Origin of the sequence: Microbacterium murale (genome assembly GCF_030815955.1) — a bacterium.
Taxonomy (GTDB): Bacteria; Actinomycetota; Actinomycetes; order Actinomycetales; family Microbacteriaceae; genus Microbacterium; species Microbacterium murale_A.
On record NZ_JAUSXK010000001.1, the window covers coordinates 111,675 to 134,012 of the forward strand.

The window sequence follows — 22,338 nt, forward strand, 5'->3', positions numbered from 1 at the left end:
TGGCGTACGAGAACGCGTGCGAAGCGACGGAGCGGGGCTATGACCGCGACTCAGCCCGCGACGACGACGTCGGGAGAGGACACGTCGATCTCGTGCGCGGCGGGATTCGCCAGCATCGCGGTCGCCAACACCCTGGCCTTGTAGACGGAACGATCTGCGCTCCCCCAGACCACCGTGAGTCCGCTCGAGAGCTTCAGTGTGACGTCATCCAGCGTCGACGCGGAGACATCCGTGACCATGCTCCGCACATCGGCGGGCAGCGACCGCACGACCAGTCCGACCGACTCGAACGCATCGGATTCGATGCCGCCGTCGACGGTTATCACCGGCTGCCCTTCCGGACGATCCGGCGTCGTCGACAGGGCGACTCCTGCGGCGTCGACGAGGGTGAAGCCGGCGCCGGATTCGATCACTCCGATCGGGGTGCGCTCCACGATACGAACCACCAGATCGTGCGGCGGCTTGGCTTCGAGCGCATAGGTCTCGATCAGTGGGAACGCGATGAGCGCCGCCTTGACCTCGCTCTCGCTGATGAGTGCAAGCGGCGTTCCGAGTTGGTCGTCCAGCGCCGCCTCCACGGATGCCGCATCCAGCGTCGATGCCCCGGCGACCGTGATCTTCTCGACGGCGAACAGCGGACTGTACGCCGCCGCGACGCTTCCGCCGATCAACAGGACGACCGCCCCGATCGCGCAGAGCCAGATCAGACGACTGCGGCGCGAGCGCTGCGTGAAACGACGGATCTCCGCGCGGAGGGCCTTGCGACGGGCGCGGGCAGCCCGCCAGACGTCGCCGGCGGTGAGACCGTCCGATGATTCGGGTTCAGCACCCGCGGCATCCGCTCGCTCGTCCTCGACGCTCCCGATCGCAACGACCGGTTCGGCCGCCGACGATGCAGCGACAGCCGGATCCGCGCCCTCGTCGCGCACGCGATGAGAAGAGCGACCAGATGCAGGCTTCGTCTGCTGCTCCGGCGGAGTGGGAAGCGGGGCCGGGCGACGCATCGATCAGACCCCGGTCGTCCGCCGCAGCGATTCGAGCACCTGCGGGATGATCAGGTAGACGTTTCCGCATCCGAGCGTGATGACGTAGTCGCCCTCGCGCGCGACGGTCGCGGTGTAGTCGGCGGCCTCCTGCCAGTCGACGACGTAGTGCACGTGCTCCTGGTCGCTGAACGCGTCACTGACGAGCGCACCTGTGACCCCGGGGACCGGATCTTCACGTGCACCGTAGACGTCGAGCATGACGGTGTGATCGGCGTAAGTCTCGAGAACCTCAGCGAACTCGCGGTACATGTGCTGCGTGCGCGAGTAGGTGTGAGGCTGCTGGATCGCGATGAGCCGCCCGTCGCCGACGACACTGCGCGCCGCTTCCAGCGCGGCCTTCACCTCAGTGGGGTGATGGGCGTAGTCGTCGAACACGCTCACACCGCGCTCGACTCCATGGAGTTCGAACCGGCGCACCGTCCCCGCGAAGTCTTCGACGGCGCGCACTGCGTCAGCGAGATCATGGCCGAGCGTCAGGAGCACCGCCACAGCGCCCGCCGCGTTGATCGCGTTGTGCTCGCCCGGTACGACCAGCTGCAGACGCTCGCTCCGTCCCTGATATGTGAGGGTGGCGGCCACGGGGCCGGCGGTGGAGACATCAGTCAGACGCACGTCGGCGTCAGCGGCGACGCCGAAACCGATCACGTTCGGATGCGACAGTCCTGCCCTCACCCGGAGAGCGCCTGGATCGTCGCTGGAGATCACCACGGCTTCGCTCGCCGCGTCCGCGAAGCGGATGAACGCGTCGTGGAAGGCGTCATCCGATCCGTAGTGGTCGAGGTGGTCCGGGTCGACATTCGTGATCAGGGCGATCGCCGTGTCGTACAGCAGGAACGTGCCGTCGGACTCATCGGCCTCGACGACGAAGAGGTCATCCGCGCCAGTCGCGCTGGATGTGCCCAGCTGCTCGATCACGCCGCCGTTGACGAAGTTCGGGTCGGCGCCGAGTGACTGCAACGCCGTGACGATCATTCCGGTCGATGTCGTCTTGCCGTGCGCGCCGGCGACGGAGACCAGGCGTCGCGCGCCGATGAGCCAGTGCAGCGCCTGCGAGCGGTGGATGACATGCAGGCCGCGTTCTTTGGCGGTGACGAACTCGGGGTTCTCCGGCCAGATCGCACCGGTGTGGACGACGGTGTCGGCGTCGCCGAGGTGCGCCGCATCGTGACCGACGTGCACGGTGGCGCCGGCGGCGGCGAGCGACCGCAGCGCGTCGCTGTCGGCCCGATCGGATCCGGACACGCGAATGCCTGCATCGAGGAACATCTTCGCGAGTCCGCTCATACCGGATCCGCCGATCCCGATGAAGTGGGCAGCGGTGATGGAGTCCGGGATCGGGAGGGAGAGGTCAGGTCTGATCATGTCCTGTCCATCCTAATTCGCGGGCCTGAGCGCACGGTCGATCATCGCGATGACGTTCTCCGTGCCGGTACGTGTGCCGACATGCTGAGCGGCAGCCGCCATCCGGTCTGAGCGCGCGGTGTCGGTCAGCAACGGCACGATGACGTCACGGACGGTGTCACCTGTGAAGCCGCCGTCGTCCAACAGGATCGCGGCTCCCGCGGCGACCGCTGATGCGGCGTTGAGTCGCTGCTCTCCGTTTCCGACCGCGTACGGCACATACACCGCGGGGATACCGAGCGCGCTGACCTCGCTGACGGTGGCGGAACCGGCGCGCGAGACGATCAGATCAGCAAGCGCGAACGCCAGATCCATCCGGTCGACGTAGCGACGCACGGCGTACCCGGGCACCTCGGGATCCTTGAGCTCGCTGCGCTCTCCCGTCACATGCAGCAGCTGCCATCCTGCTGCGAGCACGTCGCCCCAGGAGTCTGCAAGTGCCTCGTTCAGACGCTGCGCACCGAGCGAGCCCCCGAAGACCAGCAGCACGGGCCGAGTGGCGTCGAGGTCGAAATACGCTGCGGCCTCCGAGCGGGTCGCAGCACGGTCGAGATCGACGATCTCGCGTCGCAACGGCATCCCGACCACTTCGGCGCCCTTGAGCGGGGTTCCTTCGAAGGCGACACCGATTCCCGCGGCACGCCGGGCGCCCAGCACATTGGCCAGTCCCGGCTTCGCGTTGGCCTCGTGCACGACGAACGGCACGTGCTCTCTGCGTGCGGCGAGGTAGGCCGGTGCCGACGCGTAACCGCCGAAGCCGACGACGACATCCACGCGGTGTTCGCGGATGTGCGCGCGCACCTGCGCGATCGCCTTCCGGAATCGTCCGGGGAACGCGAGCGCCTGCTTGTTCGGTCGCCGAGGGAAGGGCACCTTGTCGACGATCAGGAGGTCGTAGCCCCGCTCTGGAACGAGCCGTGCCTCCAATCCCTCCTTCGTGCCGAGCACGAGGACGGTACACTCCGGGTCGCGCTCACGCAGCGAATCGGCGACGGCGAGCAGCGGGTTGACGTGGCCGGCGGTGCCGCCGCCGGCAAGGAGGTACGTGGTCACCTGGTGACTTTACCCCGCGAGGATGCGGGGATCGTGCGAGCGAAAGCGAGCAGCACGCCGCAGGCCAGCAGCACAGCGAGCAGCGCCGTACCGCCCTGGGACATGAACGGGAGCGGCACGCCCAACACCGGGAAGACGCCGATGACGACACCGATGTTGATGAGCGCCTGACCGAGGATCCAGACGGTGATACCGCCGGCCGCAACGCGGATGAACGGGTCCGTCGTCTTGCGCATGATGTGGAAGGCACCGACGGCGAAGAACGTGAACAGCCCGAGGACCACGAGGCATCCTATGAGCCCGAGTTCTTCGCCGACGATGGCGAAGATGAAGTCGTTGGCGGCAGCGGGAAGCCAGCCGTACTTCTCCTGCGAGTTGCCGAGACCGAGACCGAAGATCCCACCGTTCGCCATGCCCCACACGGCATGGATCGACTGGTAGCAGTCGTTCTCGTAGTTGGTCATGTCGGTGCACACGGCCGAGATGCGCCTCATGCGGTCGGGACTCAGCACGGCGAGGGCGATGACTCCGACCACGCCGAGCAGCACCGGGATGATGAACAGGCGCAGTTTGACGCCGGCGAAGAAAAGACAGCCGAGAAGGATGAGCACGAGCACCATGACCGTGCCGAGGTCGTGCCCGGCCATGACGGTCCCGATCGCCAGCAGGGAGACCGGGATCACAGGGATGAAGACGTGGTGCCAGATGCCGAGCAGTACGCGCTTGCGCAGAAGCACGTACGCGACCCACAGGGCGATCGCGAGCTTGAGGAACTCCGATGGCTGCAGCGAGAATCCGGCGACGTTGATCCAGTTCCGGTTGCCGTCGTTCTCGACGCCGATGCCGGGGACGAAGACGAGCAGCTGCAGCATCGTGGCGAGGATGAGGGCAGGCCACGCCATCTTCTTCAGGAAGGCGATGGGCAGACGACTGACCAGGAACATCAACGGGATGCCGACGGCGGCGAACATGGCCTGCTTGATGGCGGTGTCCATCACGCCGGACTCCGTCGCGCTGGTGGCGGAGATCACCATGATGATCCCGAACACCGTCAACAGCAGCGCGGTGGAGGCGATGAGGACGAACTCGCTCGACGGCGGTGTGAAGATGCGCCCCAGCGAGACGCGTGCGGCGAGGCCCCGACGCTGCCCTGCCTCAGCGGGTGGGCGGGCTACCTGTGTCATCGGCGCTCCCCCGGTCGATCCACTTGCGCACCGCGTCGGCGAAACGGTGGCCACGATCCCCGTAGCTGGTGAACTGGTCGAAGGATGCCGCTGCGGGAGCCAGCAGAACTGTTCCCCCGTCATCGGCGATCCCTGCGGCGAGTTCCACCACGCGGGTCATGACATCTTCAGTCTCGCCAGTGACGACCTCGATCACCGGCACCCCGGGCGCGTGTCGCTCGAATGCCGCGACCACCTCGCCGCGCTTGACGCCGATCACCAGCGCCGCGCTGGCCGTTCTTCCTGCGTCCGCGACGAGCTCAGACAGGTCGACGCCCTTCAGATCGCCCCCGACGACCCAGACGGCGCCTGGGTATGCGCGCAGCGACGAGGCCGCTGCATGGGGATTCGTCGCCTTCGAGTCGTCGACCCAGGTGATCCCGGCGTGACGGGCGATGACCTGGATGCGATGCTCGTCGAGGCGGAACGACTGCAGGGCGCGTCTGATGGCTTCAGGGGCGGTGCCGAGCGACCGCGCGAGTGCGCTGGCCGCGAGGATGTTCTCGACGATGTGAGGCGCCGAGAGACCCGCCTCTGCGAGGTCCGCGATCGTCGTGAGCTCGAGCGCGCTGTGCGCCCGGTCGGGGTGGAATGCCCGGTCGGCCAGGATGCCGTCGACGACTCCGAGATCACTCGGCCCAGGCACTCCGAGATCGAATCCGATCGCGCGCGCCCCCTCGATGACCTCGGCGTCCTCGACCATGAGGCGCGTCGCCTCATCGGCTTTGTTGTACACGCAGGCGACGCGGGTGTTCCGGTACACGAACGCCTTCGCGTCTCGATAGGCGGCGGCGCTGCCGTGCCAGACGAGATGGTCGTCGGCGAGGTTCAGGCACACTGACGCATACGGCACCAGCTCGCCAGCGCTGCTGCTCTGGCCGATGTACCAGAGCTGATGGCTGGACAGCTCCACCACGAGCACGTCGAAGCCGGCCGGATCACGCACGGCATCCAGCACCGGGATGCCGATGTTCCCGCACGGTGCAGCGCGCAGGCCGCCTTCTGCGAGCATGGTCGCGGTGAGCTGAGTCGTCGTGGTCTTGCCGTTCGTGCCGGTGATCAGCACCCATTCCGCCGGTGTGCCGTCCGCGCGCACGACCTTGTCGCGGACACGCCACGCGAGCTCGACATCACCCCACAGGCCGACATCGGCGTCCTGCGTCCAACGGATGATCGGATGCGACGGTGAGAAGCCGGGAGACGCGACCACGACCTCGGGGTCGAAGTCCCGCAGTGACTGCGGCACGTGGTCGAGCGCACCGAGTTCGAGACGGGCGCCGATCACCGGCACGAGCCGCTCGTACTCCTCGGCCGCCGACTCCGACAGCACCAGCACGTCGGCGCCGAGCTCGGCGAGTGTGTCAGCCGCCGAGAAGCCGGTGACTGACAGCCCGAGGACGGCGACCCGCAGACCCTTCCAGTCGGCGTGCCAACTGGTCAAGGTGTCCAGACGAGCTGCACTCATCCGTCCACTCCCGTGAGCCACTCGACGTAGAACAGACCCACCGCCGAAACTGCGAGGAGACCGGCGATGATCCACAGGCGCACGACGATCGTCATCTCGGACCAGCCGCGCATCTCGAGGTGATGGTGGAACGGGCTCATCAGGAACAATCGCTTACCGCGGGTGATCTTGAAGTACAGGCGCTGAACGATGACCGATCCGGAGGACAGCACGAACACACCTGCGATCACGAACAGCAGCAGCTCGGTACGGGTGAGGATAGCCATCGCCGTGATGACGCCGCCGATCGCCATCGACCCGACATCGCCCATGAAGACTTTGGCCTTCGGGGCGTTCCACCAGAGGAATCCGATCAGCCCGGCTGCGAACGATGCCGAGACGATCGCAAGGCTGAAGGGATCACGCACCTCGTAGCAGGCGTCGAGAGCGCCGGTGTCCACGCCTGCGCTCGCGCAGGACTGCTTGAACTGCCAGAAGGCGATCAGGCTGTACGCGCCGACGACGAACACGCCGGCACCGGATGCGAGGCCGTCGAGGCCGTCTGTGAGGTTCACGCTGTTCGAGGTGGCGATGCCGATCACGGCGATCCAGATCAGGTAGGCGATCCAGCCGATGACGACGCCGAAGGCGAACAGGTCCAGCCACGAGATGTCGCGGAACAGCGAGACGTAGCCGCTGGCGGGCCTCTGACCATACTGATTGGGGAAGTTCAGCGCGACCACGCCGAAAGGGATCATCACGACGAGCTGCCCGATCACCTTGCGCCAGCCGGACAGACCGAGGCTGCGCTGGGACTTGACCTTCATGTAGTCGTCGATGAAGCCGACGGCGCCGAAGCCGACCATGAGCCAGAGCACGAGGATCGCCGACAGCGCGGGCTCGCTGCCGCCGGCGTAGACACCGACGAAGTAGCCGACGATCGTACCGACGATGAAGATGAGACCGCCCATGGTCGGCGTGCCGCGTTTGGCTCCGTGGCTCGGATTCGCGATGTCCTCGGGGGTACGGATGACCTGCCCCCAGCCCCAGCGGCGGAACAGCCGCAGGAAGACCGGAGTCAGGAACAGAGTGAAGGCGAGCGAAATCGCAGCCGCCATGAGGAGTGATCTCACGAGAACAATTCTCCCAGACGATCGCCGAGATGCCGAAGGCCCACGGAATTGGATGATTTCACGAGCACGCGATCTCCGTCGCGAAGCTCGGTGCGCAGGTACTCGTAAGCCGTGTCCTGGTCAGGGAGGTGCACGGCTTCGCTGTCCCACGACCCCTCCCCTACGACCGAGAGGTAGAGACGGCGCGCTTCAGGGCCGACGACGACGATGCGCCGGATGTTCAGACGCACGGCGAGCAGTCCGATCCTGTCGTGCTCTTCCCCTGCGCTCTCTCCGAGTTCGCTCATCGCCCCCAGCACGGCGACGGTGCGCTCGTCAGGACCGGTGATCTGTGCGAGAGTCCGCAGGGCGGCCGCCATGGAGTCCGGGCTGGCGTTGTAGGCGTCGTTGATGATGCGCACGCGATCGTTGCCGAGCGGCTGCATGCGCCAGCGCTCCGCGACCTGGACGGTCTCGATCCGGGCGATCGCATCGGCGAGGGGAACGCCGAGAACACCGGCGGCGGCGATCGCAGCGAGGGCGTTCGTGATGTGGTGGGCACCGAGCACCTTCAGGTGCAGTGGCAGGCTCGCCTCGGCCGTGGTGATCACTGCGCGGGTCCCGTCCGCCGCCACCTGGACGTCGGTCGCACGGACATCTGCCGCGCCGTCCTGCCCGAAACCGACGATGTTCATGCGGTGCGCCGTGGCTGCATCGCGCATGGCGGCGACGCGGGAGTCGTCGATGTTGAGCACAGCGGCCCCGCCGGAGCGCGAAGCGGCGATGAGCTCTGCTTTGGCCTTGGCGGTCTCCTCGATGCCTCCGAATCCCCCGGCATGCGCCATGCCGACCATGAGGACGACGGCGACGTCGGGCTCGACCAGGCCGGCGAGGTGGGCGATGCTGCCTGGACCGGCGGCACCGAACTCGCTCACCAGATACCGAGTGCTCTCCGTGATGCGCAGCATGGTCACAGGGGCGCCCACCTCGTTGTTGTACGAGTTGATCGGGGCGATCGTCTCGCCTTCGTCCTCGAGGATGCGGGCGAGCAGGTTCTTGGTGGTCGTCTTGCCGTTCGACCCCGTGATTCCGACGATCTTCAGTTGACCTTCCGCGCGCACGCGCGCGACGACAGCGCGAGCGAGGTCGGCGAGGGCTGCGACGGCGTCCGCCACGACCACCTGAGACACCGGGGCATCGACGATGTGCTCGACGATCGCCAATGACGCTCCGCCGTCGACCGCCGCGGCGACGAAGTGATGCCCGTCGGTCTCCGCGCCGGGCTTGGCGATGAACACACCACCGGAGGTCATCTTCCTCGAGTCGGTGTCGACGACGCCGGACACGGTGGTCTCCGCGGTGTCGGGGTCTACGAGACGCAGGTCGCCACCGGTGATTGCGGCGATCTCGGCAAGCGTCAGGGCGATCATGAAATCTCCATGCGCGGCTCAGTGCCGGCTAGTTGAACTTGGGAAGCAGCTCGTCCATCGGGACGGTCGAGGGCGAGACACGGTAGGTCTTCAGCACCTGTGTCATCGCCTGCTGGAAGGCGGATGCCGTGGCGGTGGACGATACAACCTTAGTCGGCTGATCGAGGGTGACCACCACCACGTACTGCGGATCGTCCGCCGGAGCGAAGCCCACCATGCTCGTGAAGTACACGCCCTGCTTGTACCCGCCGTTCCCATCCGGCACCTCACCGGTACCGGTCTTGATCCCGATGCGGTAACCGGGAACGTGGATCAGCTCGGCCAGACCGCCCTGCACCGCGACGTTCTCCAGCATCCTGCTCACGGTGTCTGCTGTCGATTCCGAGATGATCTGCTCGTGCTCGGGCGCATCGGGCTTCACGACCTCGCCGTCATGGTTCGTGCAGGACTCGATGAGTGACAGATCGATCTTCTCCCCGCCGTTCGCGATCGCCTGATAGGCACCGGCGAGCTGAGGCGCTGTGACGGTGAAGTGCTGCCCGAACGTCGTGGTGTACAGCGATTGGGCATCCCACTCAGAGGCCGGGTGCAACAGACCGGGCTCTTCACCGGGGAAGCCGATCGTCTTCTCGCCGACGCCGAACTTCTGCAGATAGTCGAAACGCACCTGCGGGTCGACCATTTCGCCGAACTTCGACAGCGTGACGTTCGACGAGTCGATGAGCCCGCCGGCGAGCGTGTAGTTCTCGGCACCGTGCACGAAGGAGTCGTTGATGACGGCGCCGTTGGGGAACGTCTCCCTGCCCGCCGCGGACACTGACGTGCTCAGGTCGGCTGCGCCGGAGTCCAGTACTGCGGCGGCCGTGATCGCCTTGAACGGCGACCCTGGCTCGAACGTGTGTGTGAACAGCCGGGTGCCCCAGTCCTCGGGGGACGAGGCGTCGAGGTCGTTGGGGTCGAGGGAGGGCCATTCCGCCGCCGCACGGATCTTTCCCGTCTTCACTTCCACGACGGTGACCGTGCCGGACTGGGCGCCCATCTTCTGCGACTCCTCCGCGATCATCTGCGTCAGATACCACTGCAGATCGCTGTCGATCGTCAGCTGCACCGATCCACCGTCCTGCGCCTCCACCGTGCGGTCGCTGCCGGGGATGACGTTGCCGTCCTTGCCGCGCAAGTACGTGCGTTCGCCGTTGGTGGGCGAGAGGCACTGCGCCTCGAGCTTCTCCACGCCGGACTGGCCGGTCCCCGCATTGTCGACGTAGCCGATCAGGTTGCCTGCCACCGCGCCGTTCGGGTAGACACGCGTCTCGCGCGGCTTCATGTGCAGGTAGACGAGCCCGAGATCGCGCAGCTCGAGGTACTTCTCGGTGCTGAGGCCCTTCTTCAGCGGGTAGTACTGCGAGTTCGGGTCTGCTGCGAGCGTCTCTGCGACTCCGGTACGGATCTCCTCCGCATCCTGCCCGGTGATCGCGGCGATCTGGTCGGCTGCGTCTGACCACGCCACCTTCGGTGGGTTCTCGTCGTTGTCCTCGAGCATCTTCATGACCTTCGGATCCAGTTGCGCGTCGTAGACGGTGATGCTGGATGCGAGCAGAGTGTCGTTGGAGTCCACTATCGAGCCCCGGCTGCCGTATAGCGTCACGGTGTCGCCGAGCTGCCCGACCTGCAGGGAATCCGCAACGTGATCATCCGCACTGACGACCTGGATGTCCACGAGACGGATCACGAACGCCGACAGCACCGCGAGAATGACCGCGAGTGCGACGACGGTGCGGCGCCGTGGTCCGCGAGTGGCTCTTGTCGTCATGTCGCTTCCTCCGTCGTTTTCAGCGGGTCGTGGGGCTCGGGAGTCCGTCGGTGATGGGCGGGGGAAGATTCGGATCGACGGTGTCGGCAGTACCGTCCGAGGATGCTTCGGCGTCGTCCTGAGCGGCCGTCGCGAGCGCCCTCTGATTCAGCAGAGCGTTGTGCACCGCGCCCGTGCCGTTCGGATCGATCGTTGACAGCCCGTCTGCACCGGTGTTCGCGCCGAGCACAGTGGAATCGCTGAGTCGCAGGTATGAGGCGGAGCCGGCCACCACCATTCCCAGTTCCGATGCCTTGATCGCGAGCAGCTGGGGCGAGCTGGTTCCGGCGAGCTCATCCTCCAACGCACTTGCCTGCAGGTTGAGTTCGCGCTGCTGAGAGGTGAGATCTGCGAGCACGAAGGAATCGTGCGTGATCGCCAGCGACAGCCCGATCTGGGCGATGCCGATGGCCGCTGCTCCCCCGAGTGCGATGAGCGCATAGGCGAGCTTCGGCTTCGTGCGCCGCGCTGGCGCGCTGACGGGCCTCAGCCGCCGCGGCGCGCGAGGCGTGGGGGCGATCGGCTCGGGTCGCAGGGCTGTTGCTGTCGCGCGGCTCATGCTGACTCCCGAATTCGCTCGGCGGCGCGCAGGCGCACGGGAATGGCGCGCGGATTGCGTGCCTTCTCCTCGTCGCCGGCCAGCTCGGCGCCCTTCGTGATCGTGCGGAAGCGCGGTGCGTGCTCCGGCAGCTCCACCGGAAGCCCAGCAGGGGTTGTGGAGGCCGAGGCTGCGGCGAAGGCCTGCTTCACGAGTCGGTCTTCCAGCGACTGGTAGCTCATGACGACGATCCGGCCGCCGACGGCGAGCGCATCCATTGCCGCGGGGATCGCATCGGCGAGCACGCTGAGTTCGGAATTCACCTCGATGCGCAGCGCCTGGAACACCCGCTTGGCGGGATGGCCGGCACGCTGCAAGGCGGCCGGAGTCGCGGCCTGGAGCAGATCGACGAGGTCCTGCGATCGCTCCAATGGCTTCGCGTCACGCGCCTGAACGATGAAACGGGCGTAGCGTGCCGCGAGCTTCTCCTCGCCGTAGCGTTCGAAGATGCGACGCAGGTTTCCCTCGCTGTACGTCGCGAGGACCTCGGCTGCGGTGGTGCCCTTCGTCTGATCCATCCGCATGTCCAGCGGAGCATCCTTCGAATACGCGAAGCCGCGGTCTGCCTCGTCGAGCTGCAGAGATGAGACCCCGAGATCCATCAGGATGCCGGAAGCGCCGTGCGCGTGGATGCCGATCTCGTCGTACACGGTGTGCACGAGCGTGATCCGGTCGGCGAAACGCTCGAGTCGTTGTCCGGCGATGCGCAGAGCATCGGTGTCCCGGTCGAGCCCGATCAGGCGGATGCTGTCGAATCGCTCGAGAAGCGCCTCGGAATGTCCGCCCATGCCGAGCGTCGCATCGACGAGCACCGCACCGTCGTGCTGCAAGGCGGGTGCCAGCAGTTCGATGCAGCGCTCGAGGAGGACCGGGGTGTGGATGTCGCGAAGGTTCATGATCTTTTCCGGTGACCTTCGACTCTGATCCCCCTCCGCTTCTCGACCCGGCACCGGGGAAGTGTGTCGGGGCGGGAGCGGCGGGGCATCACAGTCGAGGTCAGAAGAGTCCCGGAATCACCTCCTGTTCCAGTTCTGAGTAGTTGTCCTCGCCTGCGGCGAGGTAGTCGTTCCATGCCGCGGCATCCCAGATCTCGGCGTGTGCGCCGACGCCCGTGACGATGAGCTCTTTCTCGAGCCCCGCGTACTGGCGGAGGTGGCTGGGGATGGTTATGCGGTTCTGGCTGTCCGGCATCTCCGCGCTCGCTCCCGAGAGGAACATGCGCAGGAAGTCTCGAGCCTGCTTGTTGCTGAGCGGTGCCTGACGGATCCGCTCGTGCATCGCCTCGAACTCGACCGTGCTGAACACGTACAGGCATCGTTCCTGACCACGGGTGACGACGATGCCGCCGCCGAGGTCCTCGCGGAACTTCGCTGGCAGGATGACGCGGCCTTTGTCGTCGAGCTTCGGTGAATGCGTTCCCAACAACATCGGCCATCACCCCCTCTGTGTCCGGCCAACTTCGAGGTATCCCCCACTTTACTCCACTTTGCTCCACTTTCATATGAGGAAACGAAGACAGCATGGCATCTCGCACCGACTCAGCACCAATATCCCCCGTGTTTCCGGGGCCGAATCGGGTATGCGATCAGTGGAGGAGGGTGGAGGGAATGCTGCAGATCCGGCGGAGCCTCGGCGAGGCGTAGGCGAACGCAAACGCCAATAGACGCAGAAAAGCCCGGATGCTCAATGCATCCGGGCTTCGGGAAGTGGAGAGGTCAGCGACCGTCTTGGCGACGATCCCAACGGTCATTCATACGGTCCATGAACGAGGCCGAGTTCTGCGGCGGCTTCGACGCTGAGCCGGTTCGGGCACGGGGCGGACCGCCGACGCGGCGCACCGGAGTCGCCGCAAGGATGACACCCGCGACCATCGCGGCGAATCCGATCACGCCGACGATGATGCTGGCGACAGGACCGAGCTGGCCACCGAGCGCGACACCCGCGACGAGCGCACCGATGCCGACGAGCAGCAGGACGGCGCCGTACACGAGGTTGCGGTAGCTGAGCGTTCGATCGCCGGAGGGCGCGGTAACAATGTCTGCGTCGTTATGCAGGAGATGACGTTCCATCTCGTCGAGCAGACGCTGCTCCTGTTCAGACAGTGGCATGACGCCCCCCTTGCTTCAGTGTCTTTCATTCTACGCTCGCAAAACCGCCGAGGCTAGTTATCAGCTGAGAACCTAAGCTGATTATCGTGCCCTCCCCCACCCCTGTCCAGGATGCCGTCTCCGCTCGCCTGGATCGCTTCCTGACCGCGCTCGGATCGGAGTCGCGGGCGTACGGTCCGGATGCCGAGATGTTCATCAGATCCGCCGCGGCCACACTGCGGGGCGGCAAACGTCTGCGAGCACGGTTCTGTCACACCGGATGGCGCGCAGTAGCGCACTTCTCGGCACGTGATGCCGTCGAGACTGATGCGCTGTGGGACCTCTGCGCGGCACTGGAGATCTTCCAGTCCGCGGCGCTCGTGCACGACGATCTCATCGACAATTCGGACACGAGGCGCGGCGGTCCAGCGGCGCACCGTTCCCTCGAGCAGCAGCACCGGACTCTCGCGTGGGCCGGTGATGCCGAGTCGTTCGGGCGAGCGGGCGCGATCCTGCTCGGCGATCTGCTCGTGGCCTGGAGCGACGACCTGCTCGAACAGGGGCTGGCGGACGCGGCGCACGCCTCCCAGGTGCGACGGGAATACGCGCGCATGCGTCGTGATGTCACCACGGGCCAGTTCCTCGACATCGCCGAAGAGTCGGCCTGGCAGGTCAATCCCATCGCTGAACACGCCGATCGCGCGTTGCGCGTCGTGTCGCTGAAGTCCGCGCGGTACAGCATCGAGCAGCCACTGCTGCTCGGCGCGCTGCTGGCGGGGGCGGACGAATCGCAGCAGGCGGCGCTGCGCCGATTCGGACATCCGGTCGGCATGGCGTTCCAGCTGCGAGACGATGTGCTCGGTGTCTTCGGCGATCAATCGCTCACCGGCAAGCCGACCGGCGACGATCTGCGCGAGGGCAAGCGCACTGTGCTGATCGCGTTCACCCGCGAACATCTCGATGCGTCGGCGCGTCGACTGCTCGACGAACTGCTCGGGGACCCGATGCTCAGCGCGGATCAGGTGTCGGCCCTTCAGGCGACGATCACCGGGTCAGGCGCCCTGGCACGGGTGGAGGAGCTCATCGACTCCTACGCGCAACAGGCCGATCGCGCGCTCTCGGGCGCGCCACTGGACAATGCCGCAGTCGGCGAGTTGCGAGACCTCGCGCGCGCCGCGACCGTGCGTACCGCGTGAGCTGCGTCAGGCGAGAGTGCGGGCGACGCGACGGACAGCGCTCTTGTGACCGTCGAGCAGAGCAGCGATCGGTGTGCGACCGAGTTCTTCCTCTTCACTGAACAACCAGTCGATCACCTCGTCATCGGTGAAGCCGGCGTCCGTGAGGACGATGATCGTACCGCGCAGCGACGGCAGCGGATGACCCTCGACGATGAACTGCGCGGGAACGCCGAACACGCCGTTCCGCGTTGATCCGACCAGGTACTGCTCTGAGATCAGCCGACGCACACGCCCCAGCGACTCGTCAAGGCTCTCGACGAGCTCGGGCATCGTCAGCCATTCGATGGCTGTGGGTTCGGGGGCAGTCTCAGACACGTTTCGACTATCTCACCTTCGGCCGCGCACCGCACATCAAGACTCCTTTCACTTCAGTCACATCAGCCACTTTGATTGACATCTGTATACAGACGTGTCAGCGTTTCAGGGTCAGCAAAGGGGGGAAACCTTGAGACCGAACACCATGAACAGCCGTGTCAGATACGTCCAGCTCGGCGTTCCAGCTGCAGTTCTGGGCGTGCTCGCGAGTGCGATCAGCACCGCGCCCGCCCACGCCGCGCCACCGGTGGAGCTCGGCTCCGAGAGCCGGCTCACCGCACTGCCTCGCGTGCTTCCCGCCGCGACGACTCCCACCACCTACACGGTGCAGGAAGGCGACACCGTCTTCTCGATCGCGCAGCATTTCGGGTTGCGCACCGTTGACGTGCTCACCTGGAATGGACTCGGTTGGCGCTCGGTGATCTACCCGGGCCAGACCCTCGCCGTCGTCGCACCGGCACCCGCCGCACCGGCACCGGCACCGGCAACTCCCGCCCCCGCAGCCCCGGCCGCTGTCACGAGCACGCACACGGTAGTCGCGGGCGACACGCTCTTCGCCATCGCCCAGAAGTACGGCACCTCCGTCGACGCTCTCCTCGCCGCCAACGGCTTGAGCCGCGCCTCTGTCATCTATCCGGGACAAGCCATCGCGATCTCGGGCGGGGCGACAGCCGCGCCCGCGGCTCCTGCACCGACTCCGGCCGTCGCACCGGCCCCATCGAGCGGGACCGCGCACACGGTCGTCGCGGGTGACACGATCTTCGCCATCGCGCAGAAATACGGCACCTCCGTCGACACGATCTACGCGGCCAACGCACTGAGCGCTTCGTCGATCATCTACCCCGGTCAGGCCATCGTCGTCGCAGCAGCCGCACCGGTGGCGCCCGCGGCACCTGCTCCGGCAGCATCCACGCCTGCCCCCGCCCGGACGGCGGTTCTCGACGCAGCGCAGGCGGAGAATGCCGCAATGATCATCCGGATCGGACGCGAGCTCGGAGTCTCCGACCGCGGCATCGCGATCGCTCTGGCGACATCCATGGTCGAATCATGGCTGCGCAACCTCGACTGGGGAGACCGCGACTCATTGGGGCTCTTCCAACAGCGACCGAGCACGGGCTGGGGCACGGCGGCGCAGATCATGGATCGCGACCGAAGCATCCGCGTCTTCTACGGCGGCCCATCCGACCCGAACGGGACGACGACGCGGGGCCTTCTCGACATCTCGGGCTGGGACGGCATGGCGTTCAAGGATGCTGCGCAGTCCGTGCAGATCTCTGCGTATCCGGATCGCTACGCCCAGTGGGAGGCTCAGGCCTACCAGTGGATCGCGCTGTATGGCTGATTCTCAGCCTAATCGGTCGCCGAAAGGGGTGAGCCGCTCCGCGGTCTGTCAGCCACTTCTTCATAGACTCTGTACGTGACGACCAATCAGCAGGCTGATCCCCTCATCGGGCGGCTTGTCGACGGCCGCTACCGCGTTCGCGCCAGGATCGCGCGCGGCGGCATGGCCACGGTCTACGTCGCCACCGACCTTCGCCTCGAACGCAGGATCGCCCTGAAGGTGATGCACGGCCACCTCAGCGACGACTCGGTCTTCCAGAGCCGGTTCATCCAGGAGGCGCGAGCCGCTGCCCGCCTCGCCGATCCGCACGTCGTGAACGTCTTCGATCAGGGCCAGGACGGCGAACTCGCTTATCTGGTCATGGAGTATCTCCCTGGTATCACCCTGCGCGAGCTGATGCGCGAGCAGAAGCGCCTGACGATCCCGCAGACGATCACGATCATGGATGCGATCCTCGCCGGGCTCGCGGCGGCCCACAAAGCCGGAATCGTGCACCGCGACGTGAAGCCGGAGAACGTGCTGCTCGCCGAGGACGGCCGCATCAAGATCGGCGACTTCGGGCTCGCCCGCGCGACGACAGCGAACACCGCCACCGGTCAGCAGTTGCTCGGAACCATCGCCTACCTCGCTCCCGAACTCGTCACCCGAGGCACCGCCGATGCGCGCAGCGACATCTACGCACTCGGCATCATGCTCTACGAGATGCTCGTCGGCGAGCAGCCGTACAAGGGCGAGCAGCCCATGCAGATCGCCTTCCAGCATGCGACCGAGTCTGTGCCTCGACCGAGCGCACGCAACCCCGGCGTGCCGGAGCAGCTCGACGAACTGGTGCTGTGGTCGACCGAGAAGTCACCGGATGAGCGGCCGAACGACGCGCAGGAGATGCTCGATCGTCTGCGCGAGATAGAGCGTTCCCTCGGAGTCTCCCCCGCCGCCGTCGCTCCGACGACCACGCCGATCCGTTCGCAGAGCGACTCCGGCGACCTGACCAAGGTCATGCCATCGACGATGGTGATCGAGGACACGACCACGCAGGTGGCGGCGGCGCAGCCCATCGACAACGCGACTCTGTTGCGACGACGTGCGTCCAAGCGACGCGCCCGCGGTGCGTTCCTGCTGTCACTCGTGCTTCTGCTCGCGGTCGTCGCCGGTGGCGTCGGCTGGTGGTTCGGCTCAGGTCCCGGCTCGCTCGTGGGCGTACCGTCAGTGTCGGGTCTCAGTTATGAAGAAGCCGCCACCGTCCTGACGGAAGACGGGTTCGTCCCCGTGCGCGGCGAGGAGAACTCGACCGAGGTCGCCGCAGATGTCGCGATCCGCAGCGATCCTTCCGAGGGAGAGCGACTCGACAAGGGCACCGAGGTCACCGTCTTCATCTCCGCCGGGCCAGCGGAGCACGCTCTCGATGCGCTCAATGGAATGACGGCGGATGAGGCGCGTGCCTATCTCGCCGATCTCAACATCGCCGTCTCCGACGACGACCTGCTGCTGTACTCGAGGGCAGATGACGGCGTGGTGATCAACGCGAGCATCACCCCGCGCGCCGGCGGTGACCCTTACGAATGCGGCGAGGGATGCTCCGCCTTCGAGGCCGACACCGTGAATCTCATCGTCTCACTGGGCGGGTTGCCCGACGTCGTGGGGATGACGGTGGACGAGGCGTCAGCAGCATTGGGCGAGAAGGACATCTCGACCACGACGACGGAAGAGTTCCACGACTCCGTCGAGCAGGGGCGCGTCATCAGCGTCATCGAACGCGAAGGCGGCGCGAACTGGCGCCCCGGCGACACGATGACCCTCGTGGTCTCCAAGGGACCACAGCTGTTCCCGGTCCCCGACGTCACCGGTCAGAATCGTGATCAGGCGGCGCAGACGCTGCGCGACGCAGGCTTCGAGCCCACATGGAACCCGCTGTGGTCACCGTTCCCGAACGGTCTGACCGAGGTCACCGGCACCGATCCGGCCGCCGAGACCATGCGCCGCGCGGGCAGCGAGGTCACTCTGCTGATCCGCAGCGCTCTCTGACCGGCGCCCGAAACCCCGAAATCGGCCCCTCCTCTCGGAGGAGCCGATTCGACGTGCGATGAATCAGCGCTTCTCGAGTTCCTCGGCGACGAGGAAGGCGAGTTCGAGGCTCTGCATGTGGTTCAGCCGCGGGTCGCAGAGGCTTTCGTAGCGCGTCGCCAGAGCGGCCTCGTCGATGTGCTCCGAGCCGCCGAGGCACTCGGTGACGTCGTCGCCGGTGAGCTCCACGTGGATGCCACCGGGGAAGGTGCCGACGGCGCGGTGCGCCTCGAAGAATCCGCGCACCTCGTCGACCACGTCATCGAAGCGCCGGGTCTTGTACCCGGTGGGCGTGGTGATGCCGTTGCCGTGCATCGGATCGGTCACCCAGAGCGGCTGCGCGCCGGATTCGCGAACCGCTTCCAGCAGCGGTGGCAGTGCGTCGCGGATCTTGCCTGCGCCCATGCGGGTGATGAAAGTCAGACGCCCGGGCTCACGGTTGGGGTCGAGCTTGTCGATCAGCGCGAGCGCCGTCTCCGGCGTTGTGGTGGGGCCGAGCTTCACACCGATGGGATTGCGGATCTTCGAGAAGTAGTCGACATGCGCACCATCGAGATCACGCGTGCGCTCCCCGATCCAGAGGAAATGCGCCGAAGTGTTGTACGGAGTGTCCGTTCGCGAGTCGATAACGCGTCATCGGACTCTCGTAGTCCATCAACAGGCCCTCGTGGCCGGTGAAGAACTCGACGCGCTTGAGCTCGTCGAAGTCTGCTCCGGCGGCCTCCATGAACTTGATGGCGCGGTCGATCTCCGACGCCATGCGCTCGTAACGCTGGTTGGCGGGGTTCGATGCGAAGCCCTTGTTCCAGGAGTGCACCTCGCGGAGGTCGGCGAAGCCGCCCTGAGTGAACGCGCGGATCAGATTCAGCGTGGATGCCGCCGTGTGATATCCCTGCAGCAGACGGCCGGGGTCGGCCCGGCGAGATCCCTCGGTGAAGTCGTAACCATTGACGATGTCGCCGCGGTAGGCGGGCAGTGTGACGTCGCCTCGGGTCTCCGAGTCGCTGGAGCGCGGCTTGGCGAACTGCCCTGCCATCCGGCCCATCTTCACGATCGGCATGGAAGCACCGTACGTGAGCACGACGGCCATCTGCAGCACGGTCTTGATGCGGTTGCGGATCTGCTCGGCGGTCGCGCCGGCGAACGTCTCGGCGCAATCACCGCCCTGCAGCAGGAACGCGTTACCGGATGCTGCGCGCGCGAGACGATCGCGGAGGTTGTCGACCTCGCCGGCGAACACCAGCGGCGGGAGTGCTGCGATCTGCTTAGACACGTCCGCGACGCGGTCCGGATCGGGCCAGGAAGGCTGCTGCTTGATGGGAAGTGTGCGCCAAGCATCCAGGGCGGCGTCGTGCTGCTGAGGCATCTGCCCAGCTTACCGGCCGGGCACGGCCTCCCCCGCCGTCAGGATCGCCGAGGCATCCGGTCCTTGACCGACGAGGCGTACACGTCGTCATACTGCTGCTCACCCAGACGTTGCAGTGCCACCATGATCTCGTCTGTCACCGAGCGCAGGATGTAGCGATCATTCTCCATGCCTTCGTAACGGGAGAAGTCCAGGGGTTCGCCGATCACGATCCCCACGCGCACGATGCGCGGCACGGTCCGACCGATCGGCATCGCGATGTCGGTGTCGACCATCACCACAGGGATCACCGGAACCTTCGCTTCGAGCGCCATCCGCGCGATGCCGGTACGACCGCGGTACAGCTTGCCATCCGGGCTGCGCGTGCCCTCGGGGTAGATGCCGAGGACATCGCCGCGCCCGAGCACCTGGAGTCCGGTGTTCAACGACGCCTCGGATGCTTTGCCGCCGGAGCGGTCGATCGCGATCTGACCGCTCGCTTTCATGAAGAAGCGCGTCGCCCAGCCCTTGATGCCCTTACCGGTGAAGTAGTCGCTCTTCGCGAGGAACGACATCCGCCGATCGACCAGCACCGGCAGGAAGACCGAGTCGGACACGGACAGATGGTTGCTCGCGAGGATCGCGGCACCGTTCTTGGGCACGTTGCTGCGGCCCACGATCCAAGGTCGGAAGATCGCCTTGACCGCGGGGCCGATCACGACGTACTTCATCAGCCAGTAGAACATCGTCACGAAGTCTATCCCCGGGCTCGCCACCGTCTGTCATGACACCCGTGAAAGGCGGCCGCAAAGTGCGCGACTGAGTCTCAGCATTCGCGTGACCCAATTCCAGAATTGCCCAGTTTCGGGAGCTGTTGTGCCCTAGACTCATGGAAAACCCGTGCCCGACCGGTACCGAAGGAGTTGCCGTGGTTCAATTCGAAGTTCCCGCGATCGTCCCTGCTGATCCCGATGCGAACATCACCGACCTGCTTGCCAAGCGCGTCGAAGCCACTCCCGACCGGGCACTGTTCTCGGTGCCCAACGGTGACGGGTGGAGTGACATCAGTGCCGCCGACTTCCAGACCGCCGTGATCGCCCTGGCCAAAGGCTTCGTGGCTGTGGGGATCCAGCCAGGTGAGAAGGTCGGATTCCTCGCGCGAACCACGTATGAGTGGACGTTGGTCGACTTCGCGCTGTTCTATGCCGGGGCCGTCATGGTGCCGATCTACGAGACCAGCTCCCCCTCGCAGATCCAATGGATCCTCGAAGACTCCGGAGCGACTGCGCTCATCGTCGAATCGGCCAGTCACTTCGCCAAGTTCGACGAGGTCCGAGGCGACCTTCCGCTGATCCGCGAGGTCTGGCAGCTGCACGTCGGAGCCATAGACTCACTCACCGCTGCCGGGGTCGCGATCGAGGATGCCGAGATCGAGCGTCGTCGCAACATCGCTGTCGGATCCGACATCGCCACCCTCATCTACACCTCCGGTTCGACCGGTCGCCCCAAGGGCTGTGTGCTGACGCACAGCAACTTCGTCGAACTCTGCCGCAACTCCGCAAAGTCGCTCAATGCCGTCGTGGAGACGCCGGGAGCCTCAACGCTGCTGTTCATCACCACGGCGCACATCTTCGCGCGGTTCATCTCGCACCTCAACATCCACGCCGGCGTGCGCACGGGACATCAGCCCGACACGAAGCAGCTGCTGCCTGCCTTGGGCTCGTTCAAACCGACCTTCCTCCTCGCGGTGCCTCGCGTTTTCGAGAAGGTCTACAACTCGGCGGAGCAGAAGGCCGAGGCCGGCGGCAAAGGCAAGATCTTCCGGGCCGCCGCCGCTGCCGCGGTCGAGCACTCCCGCCTGCTCGAAGAGGGCAAGAAGATTCCGCTCGGGCTCAGGATCAAGTTCGCGCTGTTCGACAAGCTGGTCTACAGCAAACTCCGCGCGGCCATGGGTGGAAACATCGTCTATGCCGTCTCCGGCTCTGCTCCTCTCGGGCCGCGCCTCGGACACTTCTTCCACAGCCTCGGCGTCGTGATCCTGGAAGGCTACGGACTCACCGAGACGACAGCGCCTGCAACGGTGAACCTCGCCGACAAGTCGAAGATCGGAACCGTCGGCCCCGCGCTCCCCGGCGTCGGGGTGCGGCTCGCCGATGACGGCGAGATCGAAGTCAAGGGCATCAACGTCTTCAAGGAGTATTGGAACAATCCGGAAGCCACCGCCGAGGCGTTCCACGACGGCTGGTTCCGTACCGGTGACATCGGCAGCTTCGACTCGGAGGGATTCCTCACCGTCACCGGCCGCAAGAAGGAGATCATCGTCACGGCGGGCGGCAAGAACGTCGCACCGGCTGCACTCGAGGATCCGATCCGCGCCAACCCGATCGTCGGTCAGGTCGTGGTCGTCGGCGACCAGAAGCCGTTCATCTCTGCGCTGATCACCCTGGACTCCGAGATGTTGCCGACATGGCTCGGCAACAACGGCCTCTCGACCGGAATGACTCTGGCTGAGGCTTCGAAGAACGAAGCCGTCCGCGCAGAAGTGCAGAAGGCCGTGGACATCGCGAACAGCAATGTGTCGCGTGCTGAATCGATCCGGAAGTTCACGATCCTCGAGACCGAGTGGACCGAGGACAGCGGACACCTCACGCCGAAGATGTCGATCAAGCGCAACGTGATCATGGCGGACTTCGCCGACGAGGTCGCGGCGATCTATGACGAGCCGGTCAACACGACCAACGTCGCGATCGGCGGCTGAGCAGTCACACGAGAAATGGCCCCGCCTCGGCGGGGC

At 66.0% G+C, this 22,338-nt stretch carries 18 protein-coding genes and 1 pseudogene; 4 read left to right on the forward strand and 15 right to left on the reverse strand.

The features are described 5' to 3' along the window. Positions 1 to 50 precede the first annotated feature (50 nt). The 12 genes from QFZ46_RS00565 to QFZ46_RS00620 all read right to left on the reverse strand — a co-directional run bounded on the left by QFZ46_RS00565 (position 51) and on the right by QFZ46_RS00620 (position 13,264). On the reverse strand, positions 51 to 1,004 hold the full coding sequence (locus QFZ46_RS00565) for an FtsQ-type POTRA domain-containing protein (protein ID WP_307357248.1): 954 nt from the start codon (positions 1,002 to 1,004) through the stop codon (positions 51 to 53). A gap of 3 nt (positions 1,005 to 1,007) precedes the next feature. Beyond that, on the reverse strand, positions 1,008 to 2,408 hold the full coding sequence (gene murC / locus QFZ46_RS00570; protein WP_307357249.1) for a UDP-N-acetylmuramate--L-alanine ligase: 1,401 nt from the start codon (positions 2,406 to 2,408) through the stop codon (positions 1,008 to 1,010). Between the two features lie 12 nt (positions 2,409 to 2,420). After that, on the reverse strand, positions 2,421 to 3,500 hold the full coding sequence (locus tag QFZ46_RS00575; RefSeq protein ID WP_307357251.1) for a UDP-N-acetylglucosamine--N-acetylmuramyl-(pentapeptide) pyrophosphoryl-undecaprenol N-acetylglucosamine transferase: 1,080 nt from the start codon (positions 3,498 to 3,500) through the stop codon (positions 2,421 to 2,423). After that, the gene (gene ftsW / locus QFZ46_RS00580) at positions 3,497 to 4,684 is read right to left on the reverse strand and encodes a putative lipid II flippase FtsW (protein WP_307357254.1); all 1,188 of its coding nucleotides are present in this window, start codon (positions 4,682 to 4,684) and stop codon (positions 3,497 to 3,499) included. Before ftsW ends, QFZ46_RS00575 begins: the two co-directional genes overlap by 4 nt. Further along, the gene (gene murD / locus QFZ46_RS00585) at positions 4,656 to 6,188 is read right to left on the reverse strand and encodes a UDP-N-acetylmuramoyl-L-alanine--D-glutamate ligase (RefSeq protein ID WP_307357257.1); all 1,533 of its coding nucleotides are present in this window, start codon (positions 6,186 to 6,188) and stop codon (positions 4,656 to 4,658) included. Before murD ends, ftsW begins: the two co-directional genes overlap by 29 nt. Continuing rightward, complete coding sequence (mraY, locus tag QFZ46_RS00590) at positions 6,185 to 7,300, reverse strand: phospho-N-acetylmuramoyl-pentapeptide-transferase (protein WP_307357258.1); 1,116 nt, start codon at positions 7,298 to 7,300, stop codon at positions 6,185 to 6,187. The genes murD and mraY overlap by 4 nt, the downstream gene beginning before the upstream one ends. Further along, positions 7,297 to 8,709 carry a UDP-N-acetylmuramoyl-tripeptide--D-alanyl-D-alanine ligase gene (locus QFZ46_RS00595; protein WP_307357262.1) on the reverse strand — a complete coding sequence of 471 codons (1,413 nt, stop codon included), beginning with the start codon at positions 8,707 to 8,709 and terminating at the stop codon, positions 7,297 to 7,299. Before QFZ46_RS00595 ends, mraY begins: the two co-directional genes overlap by 4 nt. Positions 8,710 to 8,737: 28 nt before the next feature. Then, the gene (locus QFZ46_RS00600) at positions 8,738 to 10,519 is read right to left on the reverse strand and encodes a peptidoglycan D,D-transpeptidase FtsI family protein (RefSeq protein ID WP_307357265.1); all 1,782 of its coding nucleotides are present in this window, start codon (positions 10,517 to 10,519) and stop codon (positions 8,738 to 8,740) included. Between the two features lie 19 nt (positions 10,520 to 10,538). Then, positions 10,539 to 11,117 (reverse strand): hypothetical protein, encoded by a 579-nt coding sequence (locus tag QFZ46_RS00605; protein WP_307357267.1) that lies wholly within the window; start codon positions 11,115 to 11,117, stop codon positions 10,539 to 10,541. Then, positions 11,114 to 12,052: a 16S rRNA (cytosine(1402)-N(4))-methyltransferase RsmH gene (gene rsmH / locus QFZ46_RS00610; RefSeq protein WP_307357269.1), complete on the reverse strand. Its 939-nt coding sequence runs from the start codon at positions 12,050 to 12,052 to the stop codon at positions 11,114 to 11,116. The genes QFZ46_RS00605 and rsmH overlap by 4 nt, the downstream gene beginning before the upstream one ends. Before the next feature lie 100 nt (positions 12,053 to 12,152). Then, positions 12,153 to 12,584: a division/cell wall cluster transcriptional repressor MraZ gene (gene mraZ, locus QFZ46_RS00615; protein WP_307357271.1), complete on the reverse strand. Its 432-nt coding sequence runs from the start codon at positions 12,582 to 12,584 to the stop codon at positions 12,153 to 12,155. A 287-nt stretch (positions 12,585 to 12,871) separates the two neighbouring features. After that, entirely contained in the window at positions 12,872 to 13,264 is a 393-nt protein-coding gene (locus QFZ46_RS00620) for a DUF3040 domain-containing protein (protein ID WP_307357274.1), read from the reverse strand. A gap of 83 nt (positions 13,265 to 13,347) precedes the next feature. Between QFZ46_RS00620 and QFZ46_RS00625 the strand changes: the two genes are divergently transcribed. Next, a complete protein-coding gene (locus QFZ46_RS00625; RefSeq protein WP_373457663.1) occupies positions 13,348 to 14,439 on the forward strand; it encodes a polyprenyl synthetase family protein in 1,092 nt (363 codons plus the stop codon). Positions 14,440 to 14,445: 6 nt separating this feature from the next. Here the strand turns inward: QFZ46_RS00625 and QFZ46_RS00630 are convergent, their stop codons facing one another. Next, a complete protein-coding gene (locus QFZ46_RS00630) occupies positions 14,446 to 14,796 on the reverse strand; it encodes an Rv2175c family DNA-binding protein (protein WP_373457625.1) in 351 nt (116 codons plus the stop codon). A gap of 145 nt (positions 14,797 to 14,941) precedes the next feature. Here QFZ46_RS00630 and QFZ46_RS00635 point away from each other — a divergent pair, with 145 nt between their 5' ends. Then, a complete protein-coding gene (locus QFZ46_RS00635) occupies positions 14,942 to 16,138 on the forward strand; it encodes a LysM peptidoglycan-binding domain-containing protein (RefSeq protein ID WP_307357279.1) in 1,197 nt (398 codons plus the stop codon). A 75-nt stretch (positions 16,139 to 16,213) separates the two neighbouring features. Further along, entirely contained in the window at positions 16,214 to 18,160 is a 1,947-nt protein-coding gene (gene pknB / locus QFZ46_RS00640; protein WP_307357281.1) for a Stk1 family PASTA domain-containing Ser/Thr kinase, read from the forward strand. Positions 18,161 to 18,223: 63 nt separating this feature from the next. Here the strand turns inward: pknB and QFZ46_RS00645 are convergent. Both QFZ46_RS00645 and QFZ46_RS00650 read right to left on the reverse strand, forming a co-directional pair. After that, positions 18,224 to 19,565, reverse strand: a pseudogene (locus QFZ46_RS00645) (class II 3-deoxy-7-phosphoheptulonate synthase). A gap of 38 nt (positions 19,566 to 19,603) precedes the next feature. Continuing rightward, entirely contained in the window at positions 19,604 to 20,290 is a 687-nt protein-coding gene (locus QFZ46_RS00650) for a lysophospholipid acyltransferase family protein (protein WP_307364435.1), read from the reverse strand. Between the two features lie 182 nt (positions 20,291 to 20,472). Between QFZ46_RS00650 and QFZ46_RS00655 the strand changes: the two genes are divergently transcribed. Continuing rightward, on the forward strand, positions 20,473 to 22,302 hold the full coding sequence (locus tag QFZ46_RS00655; RefSeq protein WP_307357284.1) for an AMP-dependent synthetase/ligase: 1,830 nt from the start codon (positions 20,473 to 20,475) through the stop codon (positions 22,300 to 22,302). Positions 22,303 to 22,338 lie beyond the last annotated feature (36 nt).

Excerpts from the sequence above, each read along its gene's own strand:
- QFZ46_RS00565 (WP_307357248.1), bottom strand. The coding sequence starts at position 1,004 with ATGCGTCGCCCGGCCCCGCTTCCCACTCCGCCGGAGCAGCAGACGAAG.
- murC (WP_307357249.1), bottom strand. The coding sequence starts at position 2,408 with ATGATCAGACCTGACCTCTCCCTCCCGATCCCGGACTCCATCACCGCT.
- ftsW (WP_307357254.1), bottom strand. The coding sequence starts at position 4,684 with ATGACACAGGTAGCCCGCCCACCCGCTGAGGCAGGGCAGCGTCGGGGC.
- murD (WP_307357257.1), bottom strand. The coding sequence starts at position 6,188 with ATGAGTGCAGCTCGTCTGGACACCTTGACCAGTTGGCACGCCGACTGG.
- QFZ46_RS00595 (WP_307357262.1), bottom strand. The coding sequence starts at position 8,709 with ATGATCGCCCTGACGCTTGCCGAGATCGCCGCAATCACCGGTGGCGAC.
- QFZ46_RS00600 (WP_307357265.1), bottom strand. The coding sequence starts at position 10,519 with ATGACGACAAGAGCCACTCGCGGACCACGGCGCCGCACCGTCGTCGCA.
- QFZ46_RS00605 (WP_307357267.1), bottom strand. The coding sequence starts at position 11,117 with ATGAGCCGCGCGACAGCAACAGCCCTGCGACCCGAGCCGATCGCCCCC.
- rsmH (WP_307357269.1), bottom strand. The coding sequence starts at position 12,052 with ATGAACCTTCGCGACATCCACACCCCGGTCCTCCTCGAGCGCTGCATC.
- mraZ (WP_307357271.1), bottom strand. The coding sequence starts at position 12,584 with ATGTTGTTGGGAACGCATTCACCGAAGCTCGACGACAAAGGCCGCGTC.
- QFZ46_RS00620 (WP_307357274.1), bottom strand. The coding sequence starts at position 13,264 with ATGCCACTGTCTGAACAGGAGCAGCGTCTGCTCGACGAGATGGAACGT.
- QFZ46_RS00635 (WP_307357279.1), top strand. The coding sequence starts at position 14,942 with ATGAACAGCCGTGTCAGATACGTCCAGCTCGGCGTTCCAGCTGCAGTT.
- QFZ46_RS00650 (WP_307364435.1), bottom strand. The coding sequence starts at position 20,290 with ATGTTCTACTGGCTGATGAAGTACGTCGTGATCGGCCCCGCGGTCAAG.